Origin of the sequence: Pseudomonas sp. WAC2, assembly GCF_030403525.1 — a bacterium.
GTDB classification, from domain to species: Bacteria; Pseudomonadota; Gammaproteobacteria; order Pseudomonadales; family Pseudomonadaceae; genus Chryseomonas; species Chryseomonas luteola.
On record NZ_JAUEPD010000005.1, the window covers coordinates 301,566 to 327,139 of the forward strand.

Annotated in this window: 23 protein-coding genes; 9 read left to right on the forward strand and 14 right to left on the reverse strand. The window is 60.0% G+C overall.

Features of this window, described 5'->3' with window-relative positions:
* Nucleotides 1-52: 52 nt before the first annotated feature.
* The 4 genes from fecE to QWJ10_RS13155 are packed head-to-tail and all read right to left on the reverse strand — an operon-like array spanning nucleotide 53 to nucleotide 3,705.
* A complete protein-coding gene (gene fecE, locus QWJ10_RS13140; RefSeq protein WP_289926955.1) occupies nucleotides 53-826 on the reverse strand; it encodes a Fe(3+) dicitrate ABC transporter ATP-binding protein FecE in 774 nt (257 codons plus the stop codon).
* A 4-nt stretch (nucleotides 827-830) separates the two neighbouring features.
* The gene (locus QWJ10_RS13145; protein ID WP_289926957.1) at nucleotides 831-1,799 is read right to left on the reverse strand and encodes an iron chelate uptake ABC transporter family permease subunit; all 969 of its coding nucleotides are present in this window, start codon (nucleotides 1,797-1,799) and stop codon (nucleotides 831-833) included.
* Entirely contained in the window at nucleotides 1,796-2,758 is a 963-nt protein-coding gene (gene fecC / locus QWJ10_RS13150; protein ID WP_289927242.1) for an iron-dicitrate ABC transporter permease FecC, read from the reverse strand. Before fecC ends, QWJ10_RS13145 begins: the two co-directional genes overlap by 4 nt.
* A gap of 35 nt (nucleotides 2,759-2,793) precedes the next feature.
* Entirely contained in the window at nucleotides 2,794-3,705 is a 912-nt protein-coding gene (locus QWJ10_RS13155) for a Fe(3+) dicitrate ABC transporter substrate-binding protein (protein WP_289926960.1), read from the reverse strand.
* Between the two features lie 249 nt (nucleotides 3,706-3,954).
* Here QWJ10_RS13155 and QWJ10_RS13160 point away from each other — a divergent pair, with 249 nt between their 5' ends.
* Nucleotides 3,955-4,407: a hypothetical protein gene (locus QWJ10_RS13160; RefSeq protein WP_010795799.1), complete on the forward strand. Its 453-nt coding sequence runs from the start codon at nucleotides 3,955-3,957 to the stop codon at nucleotides 4,405-4,407.
* Nucleotides 4,408-4,475: 68 nt separating this feature from the next.
* Here QWJ10_RS13160 and QWJ10_RS13165 read toward each other — a convergent pair whose 3' ends face one another.
* A complete protein-coding gene (locus QWJ10_RS13165; RefSeq protein ID WP_289926962.1) occupies nucleotides 4,476-6,092 on the reverse strand; it encodes a catalase in 1,617 nt (538 codons plus the stop codon).
* 425 nt (nucleotides 6,093-6,517) lie between these two features.
* Here QWJ10_RS13165 and QWJ10_RS13170 point away from each other — a divergent pair, with 425 nt between their 5' ends.
* From QWJ10_RS13170 to QWJ10_RS13180, 3 genes are all read left to right on the forward strand, one after another.
* Nucleotides 6,518-7,282 carry a response regulator transcription factor gene (locus QWJ10_RS13170; protein WP_073450417.1) on the forward strand — a complete coding sequence of 255 codons (765 nt, stop codon included), beginning with the start codon at nucleotides 6,518-6,520 and terminating at the stop codon, nucleotides 7,280-7,282.
* A 3-nt stretch (nucleotides 7,283-7,285) separates the two neighbouring features.
* Complete coding sequence (locus tag QWJ10_RS13175) at nucleotides 7,286-8,395, forward strand: ATP-binding protein (RefSeq protein ID WP_289926965.1); 1,110 nt, start codon at nucleotides 7,286-7,288, stop codon at nucleotides 8,393-8,395.
* Nucleotides 8,396-8,512: 117 nt separating this feature from the next.
* Nucleotides 8,513-9,214, forward strand: a complete 702-nt coding sequence (locus tag QWJ10_RS13180; protein WP_197872584.1) for an EF-hand domain-containing protein — start codon at nucleotides 8,513-8,515, stop codon at nucleotides 9,212-9,214.
* Nucleotides 9,215-9,259: 45 nt separating this feature from the next.
* On the opposite strand, the gene QWJ10_RS13185 is transcribed toward QWJ10_RS13180, so the two are convergent.
* The gene (locus QWJ10_RS13185) at nucleotides 9,260-10,339 is read right to left on the reverse strand and encodes a M42 family peptidase (protein WP_289926969.1); all 1,080 of its coding nucleotides are present in this window, start codon (nucleotides 10,337-10,339) and stop codon (nucleotides 9,260-9,262) included.
* Nucleotides 10,340-10,405: 66 nt separating this feature from the next.
* Nucleotides 10,406-10,585 (reverse strand): hypothetical protein, encoded by a 180-nt coding sequence (locus tag QWJ10_RS13190; RefSeq protein WP_074822038.1) that lies wholly within the window; start codon nucleotides 10,583-10,585, stop codon nucleotides 10,406-10,408.
* Between the two features lie 351 nt (nucleotides 10,586-10,936).
* Here QWJ10_RS13190 and QWJ10_RS13195 point away from each other — a divergent pair, with 351 nt between their 5' ends.
* Nucleotides 10,937-11,227 carry a hypothetical protein gene (locus tag QWJ10_RS13195; RefSeq protein ID WP_125887565.1) on the forward strand — a complete coding sequence of 97 codons (291 nt, stop codon included), beginning with the start codon at nucleotides 10,937-10,939 and terminating at the stop codon, nucleotides 11,225-11,227.
* Between the two features lie 23 nt (nucleotides 11,228-11,250).
* Here QWJ10_RS13195 and QWJ10_RS13200 read toward each other — a convergent pair whose 3' ends face one another.
* The 7 genes from QWJ10_RS13200 to QWJ10_RS13230 form a co-directional block, all read right to left on the reverse strand.
* Nucleotides 11,251-11,952, reverse strand: a complete 702-nt coding sequence (locus QWJ10_RS13200; RefSeq protein WP_289926974.1) for a response regulator — start codon at nucleotides 11,950-11,952, stop codon at nucleotides 11,251-11,253.
* Nucleotides 11,953-12,012: 60 nt separating this feature from the next.
* Entirely contained in the window at nucleotides 12,013-14,658 is a 2,646-nt protein-coding gene (locus tag QWJ10_RS13205; RefSeq protein ID WP_289926976.1) for a sensor histidine kinase KdpD, read from the reverse strand.
* Nucleotides 14,655-15,200 (reverse strand): potassium-transporting ATPase subunit KdpC, encoded by a 546-nt coding sequence (kdpC, locus tag QWJ10_RS13210; RefSeq protein ID WP_122041602.1) that lies wholly within the window; start codon nucleotides 15,198-15,200, stop codon nucleotides 14,655-14,657. The genes QWJ10_RS13205 and kdpC overlap by 4 nt, the downstream gene beginning before the upstream one ends.
* Before the next feature lie 28 nt (nucleotides 15,201-15,228).
* Nucleotides 15,229-17,274: a potassium-transporting ATPase subunit KdpB gene (gene kdpB / locus QWJ10_RS13215; protein ID WP_289926979.1), complete on the reverse strand. Its 2,046-nt coding sequence runs from the start codon at nucleotides 17,272-17,274 to the stop codon at nucleotides 15,229-15,231.
* Between the two features lies 1 nt (nucleotide 17,275).
* Nucleotides 17,276-18,976: a potassium-transporting ATPase subunit KdpA gene (kdpA, locus tag QWJ10_RS13220; protein ID WP_289926981.1), complete on the reverse strand. Its 1,701-nt coding sequence runs from the start codon at nucleotides 18,974-18,976 to the stop codon at nucleotides 17,276-17,278.
* Between the two features lie 10 nt (nucleotides 18,977-18,986).
* Nucleotides 18,987-19,076 carry a K(+)-transporting ATPase subunit F gene (gene kdpF, locus QWJ10_RS13225; RefSeq protein WP_010795812.1) on the reverse strand — a complete coding sequence of 30 codons (90 nt, stop codon included), beginning with the start codon at nucleotides 19,074-19,076 and terminating at the stop codon, nucleotides 18,987-18,989.
* A 151-nt stretch (nucleotides 19,077-19,227) separates the two neighbouring features.
* Nucleotides 19,228-20,859 (reverse strand): methyl-accepting chemotaxis protein, encoded by a 1,632-nt coding sequence (locus tag QWJ10_RS13230; RefSeq protein WP_289926983.1) that lies wholly within the window; start codon nucleotides 20,857-20,859, stop codon nucleotides 19,228-19,230.
* A 249-nt stretch (nucleotides 20,860-21,108) separates the two neighbouring features.
* Between QWJ10_RS13230 and QWJ10_RS13235 the strand changes: the two genes are divergently transcribed.
* The 4 genes from QWJ10_RS13235 (at nucleotide 21,109) to QWJ10_RS13250 (ending at nucleotide 25,486) form a co-directional block, all read left to right on the forward strand.
* Entirely contained in the window at nucleotides 21,109-22,002 is an 894-nt protein-coding gene (locus QWJ10_RS13235; RefSeq protein WP_197872576.1) for a chemotaxis protein, read from the forward strand.
* Nucleotides 22,003-22,084: 82 nt separating this feature from the next.
* Nucleotides 22,085-22,363 carry a DUF3820 family protein gene (locus QWJ10_RS13240; protein WP_010795815.1) on the forward strand — a complete coding sequence of 93 codons (279 nt, stop codon included), beginning with the start codon at nucleotides 22,085-22,087 and terminating at the stop codon, nucleotides 22,361-22,363.
* A gap of 177 nt (nucleotides 22,364-22,540) precedes the next feature.
* The gene (locus QWJ10_RS13245; RefSeq protein WP_289926986.1) at nucleotides 22,541-24,664 is read left to right on the forward strand and encodes a TonB-dependent siderophore receptor; all 2,124 of its coding nucleotides are present in this window, start codon (nucleotides 22,541-22,543) and stop codon (nucleotides 24,662-24,664) included.
* 93 nt (nucleotides 24,665-24,757) lie between these two features.
* Complete coding sequence (locus tag QWJ10_RS13250; protein WP_289926987.1) at nucleotides 24,758-25,486, forward strand: DUF4198 domain-containing protein; 729 nt, start codon at nucleotides 24,758-24,760, stop codon at nucleotides 25,484-25,486.
* Nucleotides 25,487-25,574 lie beyond the last annotated feature (88 nt).

A 25,574-nucleotide genomic window follows, 5' to 3' on the forward strand; every position in this document is an offset into this window, starting at 1 on the left:
CAATAATAGGTTGCTAAACAATTGCGCTGCATTTGAGTAATAAAAGCAGAATTCAGGCAATACCCTTGATAATGCACATGGGCGCTCTTGTATACGGCTCGTCCATGACGTGGGCCGATACGCCAAACACTTGCTGGATCAACGTCGGGCTCATGATTTCACGGGGCGATCCAACCGCCTGCAATACTCCCTGCTTCATCACAGCCAAGTGATCAGCATAGCGACAGGCCTGGTTCAGGTCGTGCAGGACGGTGATTACGGTCTTGCCCTCTCCTGCAAGCGACTGCATCAGTTCGAGCAGCTCGACCTGATGGCAGATATCCAGATAGGTTGTGGGTTCGTCCAGCAGAACCACGGATGCATCCTGCGCCAATACCATGGCCAGCCAGGCGCGCTGACGCTGGCCACCGGAAAGGTCCGCCAGCAGCTGACCACGCAGCTCGCCAAGCCCCATGCGTTCAAGCGCAGCTTCCACATGGGGTTTGTCCATCTGACGCAGACGTCCCCAAAGGCCGTTATGTGGGCTACGACCGTAGCCCACCAGCTGTTCGACCGTCACCCCCTCCGGCACAGGCAACACTTGCGGCAGAAAGGCAACCTGCCGAGCGATCTCCTTCGCAGACAGAGAGGCATACGCCCTACCGCCCAACCTTATTTCGCCTTGCGTGGGTGCTAGCACTCGGGCAAAGGCTTTGAGCAAGGTCGACTTGCCACAGCCGTTGGGGCCGATCAAGGCTGTCACCTGGCCGGCAGGTGCCTTGAAGTGAAGCGTGTCGACAATGGCCTTGCTGCCATATCCCAGTGTCAATGCGACTGCTTCGAGCATGGAGTCACCCCTTGAGCCGCGTGAGCAGCCATAGAAAATACGGCGCGCCAATGATGGCCGTGAGAATACCGGCTGGAATCTCAACCGGTGGGATCAGTCCTCGCCCCAAGGTATCGGCCAGTACCAGCAGAATGGCGCCTACAATGGCGCTTGCTAGCAGTAGCCACTGATGACGGCCACCGATCAGGCGGCGCGCAAGATGCGGTGCGACCAGACCGATAAAGCTGACCGGCCCGATGATCGCCACGCCCAGACTTGTCAGGATCACGGCCAGTACCAGCACGGCGAGTCGTGCTGGGCCCAGGCGAACCCCCAGTCCCGAAGCGGCTTCATCGCCCAACCCAATCAGATTGAGAGGTTTGGCCAGCATAAGCGCCAAGGGCAGCCCTGCCAGCAGCGGTACGGCCAGTCCAACATGGTGCCAGGTGCGGCTCCATAGGCTACCGGTCAGGGCTAGCAGGGCGGTATTGATGTTAAGAGGGTGAGACAAGATTAGAAACTCAATCACGCTGCCAAGGGTGAGTGAAATCGCCACGCCCGATAACGCAAAACGTACCCCGGAAAAGGATCGTCCGGCACTGTAGAGTGCCAGGGCACCTGCGCCAAACGCACCCCCAAGGCAGGCTACCCCGGGTAGCCAGACAAGCGAAAGCGCAGGGAAATAGATCAGCGCAATGGTCAACGCCAGCCCTGCACCCTGGGTTACCCCCAGAATCTCGGGTGAAGCGAGCGGGTTGCGAATCACGCCCTGTACCAACGCGCCTGCCAGGGCAAAGCTTCCTCCGGCCAGCACAGCGATTAATGTTCGCGGCAGACGATGCCGCCAGACAAGAAAGTCCTGCGCGTCATGGGCGATAACGTGCTGGATCGCCTCGACAGGGCTCAACCATTGCGTGCCGATGCACAGACTCGCCAGGCAGACGACAAGCAATACGGCAATAAGCGCGATCAGGCTAGCGGCAGGACGGCTCATCGGGAGCGCCTCGCCAGCCATAGGAAAAACGGCGCCCCCACCAGAGCCGTCACTACACCAGCCGGCGTTTCAGCCGGAAACGCCACTGCGCGAGCCAGGATATCGGAGGCCAGAACGATGACCGCGCCAAGAGCGGCACTGGCGGGCACCAGCACACGGTAATCGTGCCCCAGCCAGTAGCGGGCCATGTTGGGCGCGACCAGACCGACAAAGCCGATCGGCCCGATAGCACAGACGCTCGCGCCTACCAGCAACAGGCTGACCGCAAAGACCAGCAGCCGCAGCCCGGCAAGCCGAACACCCAGCGAGCGGGCCGCGTCATCGCCCAGATTGATGAGATTGAGCCGGGGCGCGCAGGCCAGCGCCAGGACGCTGCCGATCAGCACGGCAGGCCACAGCAGTCCAACCTGGCTGTAAGTGACGTTGGCAAAGGAGCCTGCCAGCCAGTTCAGGACATTCTGCGCCTGATCCTCGACCAGAATGATGGTCAGCCGTGTCAACGCCGCGCACAGCGCCGCGACAATCACACCGGCCAGTACCAGACGGCCCTGGGTATCCCCCACCGACCACGCTTTGCCCAGGCTGAACACGATCCCCCAGGCAAACGCACCGCCCAGCAGGGTCATGATCATGGCACCGCCCGGCAATGGCAGCGCCATCAATCCGGTTGAAAAGAGCGCCAGCCCCAGCGCCGCTCCCGCCGTGACACCAAACAGAGAAGGCGATGCCAGCTCATTCCGAGTAATGCCCTGCATGAGCGCGCCCGCCATAGCCAATGCAGCCCCTACCAGGGCGGCCGCCATTGCTCGGGGCACACGCAGCTGCGCAACAACAAAGGCAATCTGCGTACCGCCCTGGCCGCCGGAAAACAGCCCGTGGAAGGCATCCTGCCGGGTAATGACGAAGGGCGAGTAGACCGATAACGACAACCAGAACAGCCCAAGGCCTACCGCACTCATCGCCCCGAAAGCAAAGCACAGCGCCAGGGTACGGCTCACTCTTGGTCCTTGCCGGTCAGGATCTTCAGCGCATCCTCGGCAATCTGCTCGGACGCCATGATGCCGCGGTTGCGTGCCCAGACGTTACCGTCCACATCGGCCACATGCCCGGCCTGTACCGCACCGAGGGCCTGCCACAGCGGCTGTTTGCTCCAGGCATCCACCAGACTCGGGTGGCGATAATGCCCGACCAGCAGCCAGCCGGGGTTTAGCGCCAGGAGCTGTTCGAGGCTCACGAACTCGGTCGGTGCTGCGCCAGCACGCACGCTTGGTACCGTCAGGCCAATGGTCTTAAGCACGCTGCCAGCATATGAGTCAGGACCGTGTACGGAAAAGCTGTCTTCCCGGGCCACACCAAACAGAACCTGGGTGTTGGCAGGAATATTCGCCGCAATGTCCTTGAGGTGCTGGCGATTGCCCGAGATACGATCCTGCATGTCCACGGAACGGTCCAGCGCCTTGCCGATCAATTCAGCTGAGGTAAGGCTGCTTTCGTAATTCTCTCCGCGAGACGGCAGCAGCAGCGTAGGGGCAATGCTGGAGAGTTCGTCATAGAGACCGGCATGACGGCTCTCGTCTGCAATGATGAGGTCCGGCTTCAGCCGGGCAATGACCTCGATATTGGGTTGCGAGCGCAAACCGACAGACGTCCACTCACCAATGGCTTCCCGAGCGCGAGGCAGGACGCGGCTGGCATCGCCGTCATCGGCAACGCCCACCGGCGAGACATGAATCGAAGCCAGCGCATCGACAAAGGAAAACTCCAGCGCTACGACACGCTTGGGTGCTTCTGGCAAGGTAAGGGTGTGCTCGCCATCATTGAGCATGATCGGATTGGCTTGAACCGCTTGGGCGAAAACAACCGCCAGGGAAAACAGACAGAGAGACAAAAATGAGCGCTTGAACATGAGTGACCTGATAGCCCACAGGGCCATTAACGATAAGGCGAAAAAAGCGGGCACTATTCCACATTGGCTCCGCGGGATCAAAACTCTTCACCGTAGCAAGTAAGAGTCATTACCATTTTCCGACCTTGCGGTGATGAATGAAACCCTAGCCGTCTTATGCTGCGTACTTTGCATACAGGCTTTGAACTTGCGCGTTGTTTCAAGCCTCCTTGTTTACAGGTACATATTCAAATCGAAGATGAGGTCTGCATGAGCATCGAGTCATTGAACAGTGAAGAGCATGTCCTGGGAGCCGTTCTGGACGGTGACCGCGAACATCCGCTTTTCGAAGCCTATGTGGCCTATTGCGATGAACGCACCGAGGCCATGCTGGCCTGCGTCAGCTTTCGGCAATGGCTGTCGGAACGTACCCATATCGAGCACGTTGCGGCTGAGCTGGCGGAGCGTGCCCGTCAGGCCGGTATCCGGGAATCGGCTCTGGATGAACTGGTTCGCGATGCGTCAGGGGCCAACCAGCCCGATGTCATCAGCATTCGTACGGACGAGGCGCCGGAGGATGAAGAAGGTGAGATGGAATCGCTGGATACGTTAGAAGCCGAAGATGCGCCACATGGGCTGGAAAGCCAGATCATTTTTCTGATGACCCACTTTGGCATCTCCAAGGTGGAAATCGAAAAGGAGCTGGGACTGCCGCTTGAATAAAAAAGCGGCTACGTCGCTCATGAGTCGACGTAGCCGCCAAACCAGGCCTCAACGGCCTTTTGGGGAAATTACTTGACGCTGTCAGTCATGACGCTGGCCTGCGTGGGATTGTTTTTGCTATCCCCTTCCGGCTCGCCGGTGTCATAGAGGGTCACGTCCAGATCCTGGCCCGGTACCGGACGGCCTTCCAACGGAGGCAGTGCCTTGGCCTTTTCGATATCAACACCCACACCGTCGGCCAGACGCTGACCGTAATCCGGATCGCAATGCCAGAAGTGCCAGATCATCCGCAGCTGGATGTTTTCCGGGCACTGCTTCAAATCGCCTGTGATGTTGTTGATCAGGTCCTCACGCTCCCAGTCCTCGAAGGTGCGATAGCGGTCACCGGCCTGCTTGTAATCCGCCGCAGTCTTGGTGGTCTGATAACGTCCCAGATGCCCTTCGACCCACTGGTGGTAGTCCTTCTTGGGCTTGGGTGCTTCACGCAGACCGCCTTGGGTGCTGGGCTCGTAGTTCACATGAGGGTTTTCTCCACCATTATCCACGTTGTAGGCCATGAAGCCGTCGCGCTGGTTGGTGGCTACCGTTGTTTTCGCCGCATTGATCGGGAGTTGCAGGTAGTTGGCGCCTACGCGATAACGTTGGGTATCTGAATACGACAGCGTCCGGCCCTGCAGCATCTTGTCGTCGGAGAAGTCGATACCGTCTACCAGCACGCCAGTACCAAAGGCAGACTGCTCGGTCTCGGCAAAGACATTGGACGGATTGCGATTCAGGACGATTCGGCCTACCGGCAGCAGCGGAAACTTGTCTTCCGGCCAGCGCTTGGTGTCATCCAGTGGATCGAAATCCAGGTTCAGGTGCTCATCCTCGGACATGATCTGGACGCACATTTCCCACTCGGGAAATTCGCCTCGTTCGATGGCGTCGTACAGGTCGCGGGTGGCATGCCCCACGTCATTTTTCTGGATTTCAGCAGCCTGTTCGCTGGTGAGGTTCTTCACACCCTGCTTGGGTTCGAAGGAGAACTTACACAGTACCGCTTCACCCTTGTCATTTACCAGTTTGTAGGTGTTTACGCTGGAACCTTGCATGTTGCGGTAGGTGGCCGGGCGGCCCCAGGGGCTCTTGACCCAGGTCACCATGTGCAGCGCTTCAGGATGATGCTGCACAAAGTCATAGAAGCGCCAGGGCTCCTGACGGTTGCTGACAGGGTCCGGCTTGAACGCGTGGATCATGTCCGGAAACTTGATCGCATCACGGATAAAGAAGACCTTGAGGTTGTTACCGACCAGGTCCCAGTTACCGTCTTCAGTATAGAACTTGATGGCAAAGCCACGGGGGTCCTGAGCTGTCTCGGGCGATTCCTTGCCACCGATCACGGTGGAGAAGCGCAGGAAGATAGGCGTCTGAACGCCGGTCTTGGTGAGCACCTTGGCTCGGGTGTATTTGCTGGCAGGCTCGTCGCCGATCTTGCCATAGGGTTCGAAATAACCATGCGCCGCCGTACCACGGGCATGCACGACGCGCTCCGGGATGCGCTCGCGGTCGAAATGGGTAATCTTTTCGATGAACTGATAGTTTTCCAGCGTAGCCGGGCCGCGCTCGCCTACGCTGCGCAGGCTCTGGTTGTTACTGACAGGGTGCCCCTGACGGGTTGTGAGTGTTTTCTGTTCGTCAGCCATAGCGATTTCCAAGCCTAAATTCACGGTTGTTGGAGTTATTTAGGTCTGGAAAGCTACGGGGAGTTCGGCCAAGCGAAGCGCCATTAAGCGGACATAGCATGACAATCAGGTGTCAGGCAGCATGGCAAAGTGCCGATGAGAACGGTCTGGCAAACCGCCCTGCCAAAAGCGCATGAATAGCTGGAGCCCTTGCCCAGCCTGCCTTCGGGCATGGTTTGAGCACTTGGAAACAGGGGTTATTCGAAGTTGGCTTTCGCCTTTATTCAAGCGACTTCATTGATAACGTTAAACCCATCCATTAGTTCTTCTTATCGGTCGAGTGTATCGGTTTGTAAAGAAGAGGTAAGGTCAGCCGCTACCTATAGATGCCGGTAGGGCGACTCGCTAGCATTCCGGCCCTGCCTTTTTGTTTTCGCCAGGTATCTATGGACCGCCAGCCTTTTCCTGCATCGCCCGTTGCCGATGAGCCCAGCCGCTGGACGGCCAGGGTCTTACTGGTCGATGACGACGCCCCCATGCGCGAGCTGATCGGTGATTATCTGGCACGCTTCAATCTGTATGTCGACGGCGTGGCCAGTGGCGCTGAGATGCGGCAGAAGCTGGGCGGCAACAGCTACGACATCATCATTTTGGATCTGATGTTGCCTGGTGAAGATGGATTGTCTTTGTGCCGGTGGCTGCGTCAGGACAGCAGCATTCCCATCCTGATGCTGACGGCCCAGTCGGAGCCCATGGACCGGATCATCGGCCTTGAGCTGGGTGCCGATGACTACATGGCCAAACCCTTCGAACCACGGGAGCTAGTCGCCCGTCTTCAATCCGTACTGCGTAGAACTCAGGATACGCGAGGCGTACGCCGGAATGTTGCACGCACGCATATCCGCTTCGATGGTTGGAAGCTCGATGGAGTGCGGCACCAGCTGCACTCACCGGACGGCATGGTCGTTCCGTTATCCAACGCCGAGGTGCGAATGCTCTGGGTGTTTATCGATCACCCGCGTCAGGTGCTCAGCCGCGACAAGCTACTGGATGCCACCCGTGGACGCGCCATCGAGGCGTTCGACCGGAGTATCGACCTGCAAGTCTCACGGTTAAGGCAAAAGCTGGGAGACGACCCCCGCTCACCAACGCTTATCAAGACGGTGCGCGGCGAAGGCTACCTGTTCGACGCCCAGAAAATCGGAAACTGACCCGTGCGCCGTCTGGACACCTTATTTGCGCGTCTGTTCGGCGTACTGGTCATTGCCATCGTACTGGGCCACCTGCTGGCCTTCGCCTGGTTCCATTATATGGGAAGGCAGCCCGGCCCACCCCTGCTGCCGCCAGGCGCTGAGTCTCGTCTACCACCACCCGCGATCACAGCATTCAGTGGTCCTCACCCACCGCCGCCTTTTACCAAGCCATCGCTCCCGCCTCCTGCCGGACCGCCGGGTTCGGCATTGGGTCAGCTTGGCTGGATTTTGGGCGGACCGTTCCCCTTCCAGTTAGGCACTCTGCTGGTTGCTGCCTGGATCAGCGCCCGTCTGCTGACCCGCCCTATCAGCCGTCTCACCGCGGCAGCGCAGGACCTGAGCGATAACCTGGACAGCCCTCCCATACCAGAAACGGGCCCTCACGAAACCCGTGAAGCGGCACGGGTGATGAACCAGATGCGCGAACGCATCGTGGCGCAGATCCAGCAACGCGGACGGATGCTGGCGGCGGTTTCCCATGATCTGCGTACACCACTGGCCCGCGTGAAGCTCAGGCTGGAAGACATCGACAATCCTCAACTGCGCAGCCGTGTAACGCAGGATGTGGACGACATGATCAACCTGCTCAACGCAACACTGGAGTACCTGCGCGAGCAACGCAGTGAAGAGCCCTGGGTGCTGTTCGATATTCAGGCGTTGGCTGAATCACTGACGGAAAACGCCCTGGATGACGGAGCCGATGTATCGCTGAGTGGCCAGTGCAAGCCTGTTCGGGCCCAGGCCATGGCCCTGCGCTCATGCCTGACCAACCTGCTCGATAATGCACTGCGCTACGGAGGTAGCGCCGAAATCGTATTGAAGGAACATCCTGACTCCATAGAAATACAGGTGCGCGATCACGGTCCCGGCATTTCTGCCCAATACCGCGAGGCAGTATTCGAGCCGTTTTTCCGCCTGGAAGGCTCCCGTAACCGCAACTCCGGCGGCGTGGGGCTGGGCCTTGCCATTGCGCGGGAGTCCATTCAAAACCAAGGCGGCACGTTGCGCCTGGAAGAAACCCCAGGCGGTGGACTGACCGCCCTTATCATGCTGCCGATACGCTCGGCATGATGCCTTCAACCGCTGTGTATCTCGCCAGATACACAGTCACGATACCCACGACATACTCATGCGCGAAGCTTGAACCTGAGAACTCCCCTTAGCCCTTTCTCAGCCAGGTAGCCCGTCATGATCAGTGGAATAGGTAGCAGTCATTCCAGCTATTTCAGCACTTACACTGCTAACAAGAACAGCACCACCGTACCCGCCAGCACCACGAGTGATGATGAAAACTCACTCAAGAATCTGTTCAAGGCCCTGGATGCCGACGGTGATGGTTCGATCAGCCAGAGCGAGCTGACCGCAGCCGCCTCTAGCAGCGGAGAGAGTGACGACAGCACGGCAATTGATGTCGACCAGCTGCTCAGCCTGATAGATCAGGACAGCAGCGATAGCATCAGCCAACGTGAATTTGCCAGTGCATTCGCACCACTACCGCCTCCCCTGCCGGTAGCTGATGCAGACAGCGACGATCTGGCCGACGAGCTGATCGTCAGCCTGGATGCTGATGCCAGCGGTACACTCAGTACCCTCGAACTGGCCGCTCTGGACGACACTAACAGCACGTCGCTGATGTCCACACTGGACGAAGACAAGAACAGAGAAGTCAGTCAGGATGAATTGAGCCGTGCATTGCAGGCCTCGATGATGGCGCAGACGGACAATGACGATAGCAGCACGTCTGGTACGGTCAGTGCAGCCAGCACCTCATCAACAGCCGCCAATGATGCCGTTAACCTGCTGGCGCAAGCGGTGATCCGCAAGTACCAGAGCGTCAGCAACTATTCATTGGATGCGTCCAAGGCGTCCCGGATCAGCGTATCGGTCTGAGTGGACACGAGGCCATTCTCCGAATGGCCTTTCTCTACGGGATCACTATCCGTTCACAGGCTTGCCAATCAGGTATTCCGTCAGCGTTCGGGCGCAAGCATCCATGCCGTCATGCAGGATCACCTCATAGCCATGGGTATTTTCAGTTGGGATGGCGATACACCCTGCCTTACCTTTCGAGCCGGAACTGAGTATGGCACTGGCATCGGAAGCAAAATCCGGCATGAGCGCCGGTTGCGGATTGAGTCCGCAACGCTCGGCAGCCTGCAATAGTTCGTCCGTTACGGATTTCGAGTAAAACCCTTTTTCATCACCGGTCAGCACAATCGGGTCGGCGCTAAGCTGTGTATCGTATTCCTCGGCGATAGGCCCTACCTCGACAGCAATGACAATTTCACCGGGCAGCGTTCGGGCTGCATATTGAGCACCGCCATTGGTTTCCTCCTCCTTGGTCGTAAAGACAAACACAGCATCGCGCTTGAGGAGGGAACGGCGCGCAGCCGTCAACGCAGCGGCCTTGAGCGTCGCCACGATAGGCGCACGGTCATCCAGAAAATGGGCTGCGATAGCGTCCTTAACATTGAAGGGCTGGCGCCAATGCTGACTCAGCACAACTCGTGTACCAGCCCGTATGCCTGCTTCGCCCAGCTCATCCTTCGAGCGCCGGGTAAGCACATGCACATCCTTCCACTGCACATTGCCGCTGAGCACATCGGCTCCTTGAGGCGACTCGGGCGTGGCGTGCATGGTTCCGAATGACAGTACACCTGGCAGCAGGGCATGCTCACCCATGATATCCACCGGGCACATGCCAAAGTTCACCGGAAAGGCCCCGCCCAGTGCGACGACGCTCAACGTACCGTCAGAGTTGACGCGTTTGACGACCATGGCGATTTCATCCTGGTGCGCCATGATCACGACGCTGCGCTGTGCAGCCTCTTCCCGGGAAATCCCTTCGGTGGCCCGCACAACCCCGATTACGTTATCGGCCGCGTCGACCCATACCTCATCACAGCTGCGTTTGAGCTCACGCAGGCAGATGCGCCTGACTTCATCCTCCTGCCCGCCCGGGCCTCGTGCCAGAAGCAGCTCTTCCAGCAGTTTCAGATCCTCGGTGTTCGCCATGCCTTACCTTCCTGCTCCGGGCGACCTGCCGGGCAGGCCGCCAACCTTCAATCGCGCCCTATTGCCTTACTTGCCGCTGTTGGCGTCCTGGTTGTCCTGGCCGGTGGCGTCGTCCTGGGGCGAGTGCATCTGGATGGATGCCTTCTCGGAGCTGGATTCGCTGGATTTGTCATCGGAGCTGCCAAAGCAGCCACTGAGCAGCACGGCACATAGGGTGAGTCCGACCATGCCTATTCTGGAAACCATCTTTCTACCTCCACGTCGATTTCCGGACCCGTCAATACCAGGGTCCGTACAAGAAAGTCGACCGTCGATCGTTCTGGATGGTTCGAATTGAGGTGAGGGAAACCGGATACAGGCAGTGCCTCTTTCGTGACACAGGTCGACCCCACCGGTCAGTCTTTCACGCTTTTTTGACAATTGGATGATTTCACATCGCTACCCTGACATTTCATTCATCGAAAGGGAGCCCTTACGTGCTAAAAACGTATCCGCTCATCTCCAAAATGAATCATTACGGGCGCAAGGTATGGTCGGCCAGATCGGGAAATGGCATATTGCCATTCCACGATTTAGTTGATGATTGAGAAGTACATCATGACTTTAGCGCCTAGTACCGATCAGGTAATCAGTACCCCTCGCCGTGCCCGTCGTACCAAGCACTACGAATCCCAGTACGACTTTCACAATCGCTTGCTCACCCGGTGTGAAGACCGGATCGAAGAACTTGGCATGCTCGACAATATAAGTCGGGATGAAAAGATGACTCATCTGCAGAACATCGAACTGCTGGCCAATACCGTCTTGGCCCAGACTGAAGAAGAGGACCTGATCAAGCGCGCTCAGGCTGCACTTCAGTACAGTCGCGAGCAGATGCTCGAAGCGTAATCCGCCAGCGCCCAGGGATGGGCTCAGGCATCGTGCCTGTCACGTAGCCGGTAGCCGACCCCAGGCTCGGTGATGATGTACTGCGGAGCAGCAGGGTCATCGCCCAGCTTCTGCCGCAAGTGCCCTACCACGACACGTAGGTAATGGGTGTCCTCGACATGGGACGGGCCCCAGATTTCCCTGAGCAGATGTTGCTGGGTCACCACGCGCCCCAGATGACGGGCAAGGTGTTCAAGCACTGCATATTCCTTACGCGTCAGGGCGATGTCACTGTCCTGCACCGTGACGCGGCGAAAAGCAAAATCTACCTTGAGCGCACCCAAGCTCAGGGCTGACTCCGTCTGCAGCTGGGCCACACCCTGCCTTAACAATACCCGTACCCGGGCCAGAAACTCCTGAATGCCGAAGGGCTTGGTGACGTAGTCATTCGCCCCTGCATCCAGTGCACGGACTTTTTCCTGCTCATCTGCCCGGACCGACAGAATAAGTACCGGTACGGACGACCATTCACGAATTTCCTTGAGGATGGCCTGCCCATCTTCATCCGGCAGGCCCAGGTCCAGCACGACCAGATCAGGCCGCTCCAGTGCCGTCTTGGCCAACCCTTCTGCACCGGTGGCAGCCTCGATGACCCGATAGGTTTGAGCCGTCAGGCTGATGCGCAGAAATTTGCGAATCTGCGGCTCGTCATCGACGATCAGGATCAAGGGTGCATTTGTGGTCATGGAAGCCTTCAGAAAAAGCGAACACTTGCCGCATGCTACGTTATTGAAAGGCGAAACGCCTCAGCCCTCGCTGTCACCGAGCGGTTGCGGATGCAGCGGCAGATGCAGGGTCAAGGTCGCCCCCCTTCCGTCCAGGCCGGTATCAACGGTCACGCGACCGCCGTGCGCGCCCACCATGCCTTGGCAGATTGCCAGTCCCAGCCCGGTCCCCTGTCCGCCTCTATCACCCCGCGCAGCGGTGTAGAACATATCGAAAATCCGGGCACGTTCCGCCTCTGGAATACCGGGGCCCTGGTCGCTCACAGCCAGACGGATCTCTTCATCGTCATGCTCTACCGCAACGCGCAGGCGCCCGTGCTCCGGGGAAAACCGCGCCGCGTTTTCCAATACGTTGATCAGGGCCTGTTCGATCAGGGCAGGATGCACATAGAGCAGCGGCATATCGGGGGGAACCGATGTTTCGACATGCAGCGGTGCCAGCACAGGCTTCAGTCGGCTCAGGGCGCTGGCCACGACGTCGCCTGGGGAGACCCAGTCGCGGGCCAGCTGCAGCCCGCCATGACCCAACCGGGTCATGTCGAGCAGGTTCTGGATATACCGATCCAAACGTTCGGCCTCAAGGCGTGTCGTGTCTAGAAGCGATTGGCGATCCTCGGCGCTGATACTGTCGCCCAGCGTGGCCAGTGTGTCGATAGAGCCGCGCATGGCGGTAAGCGGGGTGCGCAGGTCATGCGATACGGAGGCCAGCAAGGCGCTGCGTAGCTGCTCGGTTTCCCCATGCAGGCGTGCAGCCTCCAGGTCTTCGGCCAGACGCGCCCGCGCCAGCGCCTGGGCCAGTGGCTGACCCAGCGCAGCAAACAGCCGGCGCTGCTCGGCATTCAGGCTCTTGCCGTCTTTCAAGGCAATCCCCAGCAGGGCCAGGGGGCCTTCTTCGGACGCCAGGGGCCACCACCACCAACGCCCATGGGGCAAGGTATCCGTTCCATGGCCCGCTGGCTGCTCGTGCTTCCACGCCCAGTCAGCCGCGGCACGCTCGCTTTCATTCAGGACGCTAGAGGTTCCAGCCTCGACATGCCACTGTTCATGGCTATCCCGGCTCATCAGGCAGACCTCGATGTCGGCGGAGCCCAGTTGCTGCGCCGCAGCTTTCAGTACTGCCTGCCGGTCAGTGGCGGCCGTCAGCTTGCGGGAGAGCTCCAGCAGGGCGCCGGTTTCGGTCTGGGCCTGTCTAAGGCTGTTCAGCTGCCCCCGCTGGCGGGCCGCCAGATTACCGGTGAGCGTTGCCATGAACAGAAAGAACATGAGCGTCAGCACATCCTGCTCACGTTGAATGGTGAACGAGAACAACGGTGGGATGAACAGAAAGTTATAGGTCAGAAAGCTCAGAACCGCGCACAGGATGGCCGGACCACGGCTACTGCGAATGGCGACCAGCAAAACGGCGGTCAGGAATACCAGCGAAATATTGGGAAGCTCCAGCAGGCTGGAGGCGGCCTTGGCCAGAAGAGCAGCGCCCACGGTAGCACCGATCGCCAGCAGGTAATCCCGGCCATTGCGTTGGGGCACCTTTGGCAGGGAGGTGCCTACCTCCTCACGGGCATCCAGCACACTGATCTCAAGCCCCGCCTCGAACTGTAGCAAGCGCGAGGCCAACCCAGTACCAAACAGACGGCGAACCCAGGTGGGCCGGCTGCGCCCAACCAGCAACAAGCTGGCCCGCGTTTCCACGGCGTAATTCACCAGGGATTTCGCCACCTCTCCGGCCCGTAGAATGATCACTTCGCCCCCGAGCCGCTCGGCCAGACGCTGGGCGGCTTGCAGGCGGGCGCGCTCGGCCTCGTCCTGTGTCCGCCCGGTCTCGACATGTACCAGGCTCCACGGCAGGTGCCGGCGCTCCGCCACTCGACTCGCATGGCGCACCAGCCGCTCCGCCTGGCCGTCACCGTTGACCGCTACCAGCAGACGCCCCAGGAGCGCCGGAGCATCCTCCCCCTGGGCGCGATAACGCCGGGCCAGATCCGAGTCGACCCGCGCCGCTGCCGTCTGCATGGCCATCTCGCGCAGGGCAGTAAGGTTGGTCTGGCTGAAAAAGGCATCGATGGCAGCCCGCGCCTGCTCGGGCACATAGACCTTACCCTCGCGCAGCCGCTCCAACAGCTCGCGCGGCGGCAGGTCGATCAGAACGATCTCATAGGCATCCTGCAACAGCCGGTCCGGCACGGTCTCGCGCACCTGTACGCCGGTCACATCACGAACCTGATCGTTCAGGCTTTCCAGATGCTGGACGTTGACGGTGGTGTAGACATCGATCCCGGCGGCCAGGAGTTCTTCGATGTCTTGCCAGCGCTTGGCGTGGCGGCTCCCCGGCGCATTGGTATGCGCCAGCTCATCGACCAGCACGAGCCGGGGTGGATTGGCGAGTACACCGTCCAGATCCAGCTCCGCCAGATGCATGCCCCGGTAGTCGTATCGCCGTAGCGGTTGTTGCGTAAGACCGGCGACCAAGGCTTCGGTCTCCGCGCGTCGGTGGGTTTCCACAACGCCGATCCGCACGTCCACGCCCTGTCGCTGCAAAGCTTGGGCGGCCTGGAGCATGGCGTAGGTCTTGCCGACACCGGGCGCCGCGCCCAGGAATACCTTTAGCCGGCCACGTCCTTCGGCGTGGTCGGCAAGCAGTGCATCGGCGCGCTCGGCGGCATCGGTCATCGCGTACGCTCATCTAGGGCCAGATTAAGTTGCAGCACATTAACCACTGGCGGCCCGATCAGCGAGCGTTCCGTATGCTCGACGACCAGTTTTTCCAGCTCATCGGCCGGTATGCCGCGCGCCTGGGCTATCCGGGCGATCTGATAACGGGCGGCAGCCGGTGGCAAATCCGGGTCAAGCCCGCTGCCCGACGTCATGACCAACGCCAGCGGCGTCGGCCCACTGCCCTGCTCATTTCCCAGCGACTCGGCGATTCGCTGTACCAGTGCCGGGTTGGACGCCGCGAGATTGCTCGCACTGCTGGACACCGTGGCAAAATCACCCGCCGAGGGACGCGGGTGGAACCATTGGTTTCCGGTAAAGGGCTGAGCGATCAATGCCGAGCCGATGACCTGACCCGCCGGGTTGCGAATCAGACTTCCATTGGCCTGGCTGGCAAAGGCGGTCTGCCCGACACCAGCGACCACCAGCGGGTAGGCCACTCCAGTGATCAGGCTCAGGACCAGCATCATGGCCAGGGCGGGACGAACGTGCGCAAACATAACGATTCTCCTAAGGAAGACCGGCCGCTCAGGCCAGCCCTGCGGCAGTCAACAGCATATCGATCAGCTTGATTCCCACGAACGGCACCAGCAGGCCGCCGAGGCCATAGATCAGCAGGTTACGGCGCAGTAATTGGCTAGCATTGGCGGCCTGGATACGCACACCGCGTAGCGCCAGGGGTATCAGCACCACGATGATCAGGGCATTGAACACAATGGCAGACAGAATCGCGCTTTGCGGACTGTGCAGACCCATCACGTTAAGTGCACCCAACTGCGGATAAATACTGGCGAACAATGCCGGCAGAATGGCGAAGTACTTGGCCACGTCATTGGCGATGGAAAAGGTGGTTAGCGCACCACGTGTAACCAATAGCTCCTTGCCCACCTGCACGACATCCAGAAGCTTGGTAGGGTCGGAGTCCAGATCCACCAGGTTGGCCGCTTCGCGGGCCGCCTGGGTGCCGTCGTTCATGGCCATGCCCACATCAGCCTGGGCCAGCGCCGGAGCATCGTTGGCTCCATCACCGCACATGGCGACCAGCTTGCCGTCCGCCTGTTCCTCACGGATGCGGGCCAGCTTTTTCTCAGGCGTGGCTTCGGCGATCACATCATCAACACCCGCCTCGGCCGCAATCGCCGCGGCGGTCAGCGGGTTGTCACCGGTTACCATCACGGTGCGGATACCCAGCTTGCGCAGCTCGGCGAAACGCTCTCGGATACCGGGCTTGACCACATCCTTCAGGTGAATGGCCCCAAGCAGCTGCCCATCGGCACAGACCAGCAGCGGCGTACCGCCATCCTTGGCAATGCGGTCGATCTCACGGGCCAGCACATCGGGCAGATGGCTGCGTGTCATGCCTAGAAAACGCAGCACGGCGTCCACTGCCCCCTTGCGGTAGACGTGGCCGTCCCAATCAATACCGGACAGGCGTGTCTCGGCGCTAAAGGTGATCGGCGTGACCGCATCACGGGCAGGCTCGTTCATGGGATGCAGGGCCCGCAGGTATTCAACGATGGATTTGCCCTCAGGGGTATCGTCCACCAGTGACGCCAGCAGGGCGCCTTCAGCCAGCTGTTTGGCCGTAATGCCGCTTGCCGTATACATGGCGCTGCACCGGCGGTTGCCAAAGGTGATGGTGCCGGTCTTGTCCAGCAGCAGCGTATGCACGTCCCCGGCAGCCTCCACAGCACGGCCGGATTTGGCAATCACGTTCAGTCGCACCAGACGATCCATTCCGGCAATGCCAATGGCTGAAAGCAGGCCGCCAATAGTGGTCGGAATCAACGTCACCAGCAGCGCCGCCAAGTACAGCATGGGCAGGTCGCCACCGGCATAGCGAGCAAAGGGCTGAAGCGTAGCGACCACCAAGAGAAAGATGAGCGTCAGGCCGATTAGCAGGATATCCAGCGCGACCTCGTTAGGCGTCTTCTGCCGCTTGGCCCCTTCCACCAGGGCGATCATGCGATCCAGCGTAGATTCGCCCGGATTGGTCGTGATGCGCACCAACAGCCAGTCCGAGACGATCTGCGTATTGCCGGTTACGGCCGAGCGATCCCCGCCGGACTCACGGATGACCGGGGCGGATTCGCCTGTAATGGCCGCCTCGTTGACAGCAGCGATCCCCTGAACGACCTCACCATCTCCCGGAATCAGCTCACCTGCCTCGACGCGGACCACATCTCCTTTGCGCAACCCCACGGCCGGCACCATCTCAAACAGACCGTCCGCGGTCTGGCGACGGGCCATGAGGTCCTGCCCTACGCCTTTCAGGCTATCGGCACGCGCCTTGCCGCGTCCTTCGGCCAGGGCTTCGGCAAAGTTGGCAAAGAGCACCGTGAACCACAGCCACAAAGTGATTTGTACGGCCACGGCGGTACTCACTCCGGCTTGCGGCAAAAAGCACAGCACGGTGGTGAAGACGGCAGTCAGCTCCACGACGAACATGATCGGCGAGCGCACCAACTGCCGTGGGTCTAGCTTCACAAAGGCCTGGACCAGCGCGGCCTGCCAGAGCGGTTTGCCGGGCGCAGGCGTATCGGCAGCAGTGGTCGGTTGGGTATGCATGTTCATATCAATGTCCACCGAAAAGCATCAGTTGATCGGCAATCGGCCCAAGGGCCAGGGTCGGCAGGAAGGTCAGGCCACCTACCAGGAGGATGGTCAGGGTTAGCAGCGTGACGAACAGCGGGCCGTGAGTAGGAAAGCTGTTTGGCCCCTGCGGTACAGTACGCTTGGCGGCGAGGCTCCCGGCAATGGCCAGTACCGGCAGGATGTAGCCATAACGGCCAAGCAGCATGGCCAGCCCCTGCATCAGATTGTGAAAGGGCGTGTTGGCACCGAACCCGCCAAAGGCCGAGCCGTTATTGGCGGTGGCGGAGGTATAGGCATAAAGCAATTGGCTGAAGCCGTGGGGGCCGGGGTTGCTGATGGCCGATACCGGTCCCGGCAAGCTGATGGCCAGAGCCCCCAGCACCAGCACGCCCAGCGGCATGACCAGGAGTGTTGCCACCAGCAGGCGAACTTCCCGTGCTTCAAGCTTCTTGCCCAGGTACTCCGGGGTGCGCCCCACCATAAGCCCGGCCAGGAACACCGCGATCAGCACGTTGAGCAACATGCCGTAGAGCCCGGCGCCTACCCCGCCAAAGATGACCTCGCCCAGCATCATGTTGAACAATGCCACCAGCCCGGACAGCGGCGAAAGGCTGTCATGCATTGCATTGACCGACCCGTTGGAGGCCGCCGTGGTGGCAACCGACCAGAGCACCGAGGCCGTGATGCCGAAGCGGCTTTCCTTGCCCTCCAGCGAGGCGCCCTGCTCAACCGCCAGCGAGGCCAGGGCCGGATTGCTCTGCCATTCGGACCACAGCGATACGCCTACGCCGATCAGCAAAAGGCCCAGCATGCAGGCCAGAATCGCCCGGCTCTGCCGCAGATCCCTCACATAATGGCCAAAGGTAAACACCAGTGCGGCCGGGATCAGCAGCAGCGAGACCATTTCCAGGAGATTGCTCAGCGCCGTCGGGTTTTCGAAGGGGTGCGCGGAGTTCACGCCGAAAAAGCCACCGCCATTGGTGCCCAACTGCTTGATGGCGATTTGACTGGCGGCTGGCCCCAGCGGCAAGGCTTGCGTACCGCCCTGGACCGTTTGGGCGTCGATATAGGCCGAGAAGGTTTGCGGCACGCCCTGCCAGATCAGCAACACGGCCAGCACCAGGCTGAGCGGCAGCAGGATATAAAGCGTCGCGCGGGTCAGATCGACCCAGAAATTGCCCAATGCCAGCGCGCTGCGTCGGGTAATGCCGCGGCTCAAGGCTACCAGCACGGCAATCCCGGTCGCAGCGCTCACGAAGTTCTGTACGCCCAACCCTACCATCTGACTGAAATACGACAGCGCCGCCTCACCGCTATAGGCCTGCCAGTTGGTGTTGGTGACAAAGCTGATCGCCGTGTTCAGTGCCAGGGTCCATTCAAGCCCCGGCAGATGCTGTGGATTGAGCGGCAGATACGCTTGCAGCAGAAGCATCAGGAACAAGGCCAGCAAGCCGACCAGATTGAACATGAGCAGTGCCAGGGCGTATTGCTGCCAGCTCTGCTCCTGCCGGGCGTCAATACCACCAAGGCGATAGCCCACCCGCTCCAGCGGCGCCAGGACCGGGGTAAGCCAGGTGCGCTCGCCTTCGAGGGCACGGTAGAAAAAACGCCCCAGAAGAGGCGCTGGCGCTAGAAACAACGCCAAAAACAGGACAATCAACAAGCCATCGGCAGTGCTCATGGTCGCGGCCTCACGAACGGTCGGCGCGCATCAGCGCCACCAGCAGGTACACGAACAGGCCCACGGCCAATAGCAGGCACAGGCTATCCAGAACGCTCATGACTCTCTCCTTTACGCGGCACGACCGCTGATGGAGAGCATTGTCGGGAGGAGTCTCGTAAAGGATCGAGACGTAAGCCCCTTGGGAGGCGTAAAGAAAGCGTTAAGAAATGCAGGGCGACCCGTCAGGACCGGCCCTGCAAGGGAAGGCATTACACCTTGAACTGGCCGAGCAGATGACCCAACTGATCGGCAATGCCACGCAGCTGCTGACTGGCCTGACTCGTCTGCACGCTCGCCGTGGCGTTGGTCTGGGCAAGGCCGGCCACCTGCACGACGCTCTGATTGATCTCCTCCACCACATGGGACTGCTGCAGGGTAGCGCTCGCAATCGAGGCGTTTACCGCTGCAAGGTTACGCAGGGTCTGGTTAATCTGCTCAAGGCTGTCGCTGGCCTGACCGGCCTGTTCGATGGTGTGCTGCGAAGCCTGCCGGCTCTCCTGAATGACCCGAACCGCCGCGCCTGAATTGGCCTGCAGCCGCTCGATCATGGCATGGATCTCCTGGGTGGACTTCTGGGTACGCTGCGCCAGAAGCCTGACCTCATCGGCCACTACCGCAAACCCGCGCCCCTGATCACCGGCACGTGCTGCCTCGATAGCAGCGTTAAGAGCCAGGAGGTTGGTCTGGTCGGCAATGGAGCGGATCACATCCAGTACGGTGCCGATCTGGGTACTCTCCTGCGCCAGTGATTCAATGACCTCGGCGGCCTGAAGAATGGTGTCTGACAACCCTTCGGTCTGGTGGAGGCTGGTCTGGATACTGACCTGCCCCTGATCGGCCCGACGCTCAGCACTCTGCACCTCGCCCGAGGCTTGCTCGGCGTGGCGGGCCACATCCTGGATGGCATGCGTCACTTCATTGATAGCCGTGGCGAGCATATCCATCTGCTGGGTCTGGGTGTCGCTGTGCCGCTGACTTTGGGCCGCAATGGCACCCAGCTCGCCCGAATGACGATCCAGCGAATGAGCGGCCGTCAGTAGCTGACGAATGAGTTCACCCAAATGCTCCGAAAACCGGTTGAAATGGCGGCCCAGCTCAGACAACTCGTCACGGCCCGACGTGTCGAGCCTGTGGGTCAGGTCGGCCTCGCCACTGGCGATACTGGCCATTGCCCTGACGGTCGACGTCAGCGGTCGGGTAATGCTGCGCTGAATGAGAAAGATCAAGACGCCCATGAGCAATACAATGACGGCCCCGACGCCTGCCGTCTGCCAGACCTGTGCGCGAAACTCGGCCTGCAGATCATCCAGGTAGACGCCTGTCCCCAGCACCCAGCCCCAGGGCTCGAACTGCTTGACGTAGGAAACCTTGGGCACCGGCTCACTGGCGCCGGGCTTGGGCCAACGGTAGGCCACAACCCCACCGCCGTTTTTCGCCACGACTACCATCTCATTGAACAGCGCTTTGCCGTCAGGATCTTTATAGGTAGAAAGGTCCTGCCCGTCGAGCTTGGGGTTCATCGGATGCATGACCATACGCGGTTGCAGATCGTTGACCCACAAGTAGTCATTGCGACCGTAGCGAAGCGCTTTAAGCACAGCCAAGGCGCCTTGCTGCGCCGCCTCACGGCTGAGCGTGCCGCCCGCTTCCAACGCCTGAAAGTGTGTGAACACACCCAGAGCGGTTTCGACCACATGCTGCGTCTTTTCAGCCTTGCCCTGATAGAGGTGCTCATAGGACGCCCTGAGCGTCAGCGCGCCGAAGGCCAGCAGCATCAGCGCCGCGACAGTCAGGATCAACCACAGACGCGCGCGAACGGGGTATTTGCGTAAGACATCCATGCAACAGGCTCCTGTTTATTCTTGTTGAAGCTCACATGACATGACGGTGCCCGGACTCTTTTTTGGGCTGTCTTTAGATTCATCGACTCCCTTTCAGGGATCTGAAGCCCGACCCGATGACTGGCTACGCTCGCCCGGCCAGTGGCCCATCGGGCGGATGCGACGGAATGAAGCAAACTTTCGCCTAAACCTTCGCGTCTATTGGCCGATAGTCCTGGCAGCTAAGTTGAATTCCTGAACAGGTCACCCATGCCCAAGCACAACCCGTCCGATGACTCCCTCTCGCTGCTACTGTTTTCACTGCGCAGCGGAAAGCTCATGGCCATCAACCTGCTCAAGGTCAGCGAAATCATTCCGTGCCCGCCCCTGACACGCATGCCTGAGTCGCATCCGCACGTCAAAGGCGTCACGACCCTGCGAGGCGCCTCGCTATCGGTGATTGACCTGAGCCGTGCCATTGGCGAACAGCCCCTGGCCGACCCTTCTGGTGGCTGCCTGATCGTGACCGAGATCAGCCGTACCAAGCAGGCGCTACACGTCCAGAACGTTGCCAAGATCATTCACTGCCGGTCGAGCGACATCATCCCGCCCCCCTTCGGCTCGGGTAGTCGCGCGTTTGTCACCGGCGTGACCCAAGTGGAAGGCACGCTGGTTCAGGTGTTGGATATCGAAAAGGTTATCCACGGTATTGCACCGCCTGCTATACCGCAGACGCCTTCGGCCCTGAACGAAGAAGACATCGAAGCCCTGGAGGCAACGCGTATCTTGATCGTGGATGACAGCCAAGTCGCGCGCAACCTGTCGCTTCATGCCCTGCAGACATTGAATATCCGCTGCCATGTTGCCCGCAGCGGCAAGGAAGCCATTGAAAAGCTTCTAGAGCTACAAGGCACAGATGATGAGATCAACGTGGTTGTCTCTGACATTGAAATGCCGGAGATGGACGGCTACGCCTTTACCCAGAGCCTGCGCGAGAGTCCGGATTTCAGCAACCTCTATGTACTGCTGCATACGTCACTGGATAGCTCCATGAACAGCGACAGGGCCAAGAAGGCAGGTGCCAACGACGTACTCACCAAGTTCTCGCCACCGGAGCTGACCCGCTGCGTGATTCGAGCGGCCCATGCCGTTCAGGGGCGCTGACCTCGCCTGTCAGCCTCGATACGGTAGAATGTCCGGGTCCGGTGAAGATCCGGGCATTCCAACCGTTACCCTGTGAGGCTTTATGGACCCGAAGGATCTGCAACTGCTGGTGACCCGTGAAATGCCCTATGGCAAATACAAGGGTCGCGTCATTGCCGATCTACCCGGCCATTACCTCAACTGGTTCGCCCGCGAAGGATTTCCCAAGGGCGAAATCGGCCGCCTGATCCAGCTGATGCAGGAGATCGACCACAACGGTCTGTCACCGCTGCTCGAACCGCTGCGCAAAGCGCACCCGCCCAAGTCTGGAACCCGCTTTCCAGACAAACCTGTAAGGCCCAAGCGGTTCTCCTTCGACTAGCCGTCTCTCTTCCGCCTGAACACCTGAGGCGTTAGGACAGCGCGCTCCGTGCTCATCGCACTCCAGACGACGCAATCAAGTTGCTATCAACTCGTTATTGATAACGATTATCATAATATATAGCATCCGCATCCTATCTCCGCGTCTGGCGGTTCTTACCAAGGAAAAGAAGAAGAAATGCGGCGTCTTATCGTCCCCGTGCTCTCTCTGCACGCCTTCACCTGCTATGCCCAGGAAACCCCATCCGACTCCGAGCCAGCCTCGTTATCGCAGATGGAAATCACAGCCAACGTGACCGAAAGCGCTCAAGGCCCCGTTGAGGGTTATCGGGCAACCCGTTCGGCCAGTGCCACCCGTACCGATACGGCCATCCACGAGACGCCGCAGTCCATTAGCGTAGTGCCGCGTCAGGTCGTAGAAGATATTGGTGCTACCCGGCTTGAAGATGCCCTGGACTACGCGGGGGGCGTAGAACGAGGCAACAACTTTGGCGGACAGGGTCTGACTGAGTTCCTGGTGCGGGGCTTTAGTACCCAGGAGTTCTACCGCAACGGCTTTGCCGTCAACCGTGGCTATCCCAATATGCCGGATGCCAGCACGATTGAGCGCCTGGAGGTACTTCGTGGCCCTGCATCCATGCTGTATGGCCGAGGCGACCCGGGCGGCACGTTCAATATTGTCAGCAAGCAGCCCCAGGCCGATCGGAAAACCGTTCTGGGCAGCCAATTCAACACCCAGGGGCTGCGCCGCGGCACGCTGGACACCACCGGCGCACTGGATGAAAACGCCGAATTTACCTATCGCCTGAACCTGGTGGCTGAAGGCAGCGACAGCTTTCGTGACCATGTGGAAAGCGAACGGTACAACGTAGCACCCGTGCTGCGCTGGCAGCTGAGCGACCGTACCTCCGTGATCCTTGAGGGCGACTATCTGCACAACCGCCATCCTATGGATCGGGGCGTTACCCGTTATGCCACCCAGGCCGGTCAGCTTCCACGCGATCGTTTCCTGGGCGAGGAGGACGCTGGCAAACTTCGTAATGAAAACGCCACCACCCAGCTGCGTCTGGAACACCAGCTCAATGACGACTGGGCCATTCGTGGCGGCGTGCAGTATCTCGACGGTAGCCTGGACGGCGGCGCCGTAGAGAACAATGGACTGGCAGCCGATGGCCGCACCATTGGCCGGAACTATAGCGAGCGCACCCTGGAATGGGACGATATAGCCTTCCAGACCAACGCTGAAGGCCACTTCAAGACGGCGGGTTTTGCTCACACCCTGCTGGCTGGTGTCGAGTACGACGATTTCAATTACACATCCTTTATCCGCCGCTCCAGCGGCAGCGTCAGTGCCTTCCCGCTCGACCTCTATGCGCCGGTGTATGGCCAGCCGCTGCCTGCCCTGACCCGTACGACCACCCATGATGACGAGAACCTGAAGTCTTACGCGCTGTACCTGCAGGATCAGGTCGAACTTACCGACCGGCTCAAGGCCCAGGTTGGTGCGCGGCTGGAGCGCTTCGAGCAGCAGTACACGAACTACCTGTCCACATCAGGCAGCTGGGAGCAGGCACATAACGCCGTCTCGCCTCGCTTCGGCTTGGTGTATGACCTGACCGACTCGCTGGCCGTGTATGCCAACACGGCTCGCTCGTTCAAGCCCAACCGGGGCGCCGATCGCAGCAGCCAGGCCTTCGACCCGGAAAAAGGCATCGCCTACGAGACCGGCATCAAGTACGACGTGCCGGAGCATGACCTGAGTATTACGGCAGCCCTGTTCCATATCACCAAGGAAAACGTCCTCACATCGGACCCGCTCGACAGCAATTACCAGATTGCGGCAGGCGAAGTGCGCAGCCGTGGCTTCGATCTCAGCCTGGCTGGCAATATCACGCCGCAATGGCGCGTTATTGGCGGTTATGCCTATGTCGATGCCGAAGTGACCAAGAGCACGACGTCCACCATGCCCACCGGCAGCCGTCTGGCAAACGTTCCCAAGCACAGCGTGAATCTGCTCAATACCTATGAATTCGATTCGGGTTTGTTGAGCGGGCTGGGCGTGGGCGTTGGCCTCAAATACGTAAGCGACCGCAAGGGCAGCACGTCGTCCACGGCGTTCGATATGTCGTCCTATACCGTGGTCGACCTGCTTGCCTATTACCCGCTAACTGACCGTATTCGCCTGAACCTCAACCTCGACAACGTTTTTAACGAGGAATACGACGAGCGTGCCTGGGGTTCGATCTGGGCCTACCCCGGAGCGCCACGCACCCTGCAGGCCGGGGTTTCCATCACCTTGTAAGCCGAACGCGGCGTGTGCCGGACTTATCGCCTGCACACGCTTCGCTTTTATCGAAACGCTGTATCCCGTCACGCTCGCTACAGGAACCTCGACATGAATACCAAGCACACCCTGGTGGCCGCCACCCTTGCGTTGTCCGTTTTCAGCGGCTCGCTGTTTGCCCATGCGCTCTGGCCGGAGGAGCGCCGCGGCCAGATCGAAGTGGTCTTTGGCGAAGGCGCCGAAGAGGACGCCTATGACCCTGCCCGGATTTCCGGTGCCTGGGCGTACGACACCTCCGGCAAGCCCGTACCGATCACGGTTGAAAAGCAGAGCGACCATGCGCGTCTGAAACCGGCCGCTACACCAGCGGTGCTGGCGGTTGCTCTGGACAATGGCTATTGGGCACAAGGCCAGGACAAGAAGTGGGTGAACAAGGGGGCAACTGAGGTATCGGGCGCCCTTGCCTCAGGACGCTATTACAAGTACAGCCTCGCGGTTATGGAAAAAGGCGCCAAGCTGCCCTCTCTGGACGCACTTAAATTCGCCATTATTCCTCAGCGTGATCCACTGGCCGTAGAGCCGGGTGAGACGCTGGAAGTGCAAGTCCTGCTCGACGGCAAGCCCGCCCCCGGTATCAAGCTGTACGACGATGTGATCAACGACCCTGATCACGTCAGCGTCACGACCGATGCCCAGGGCCGGGCACAGATTACGGTGCGCCATCATGGTCGTAACGTGATCGGCGCCAACACGGAGGTCAAGCAGGACGACCCCAACGGCCGCGTGCGCGGGATGTTTTCCACCCTGGTCTTTGTCAGCCCGAGCGATTACCACCATTGATGCCGGCGTAGACCTCTGAAACAGCCCAGTCACCGGAAAGCCGTTCAAGTGCATTTCGGTAACCGGGCTGTCAGTCCCGGCCGAACGC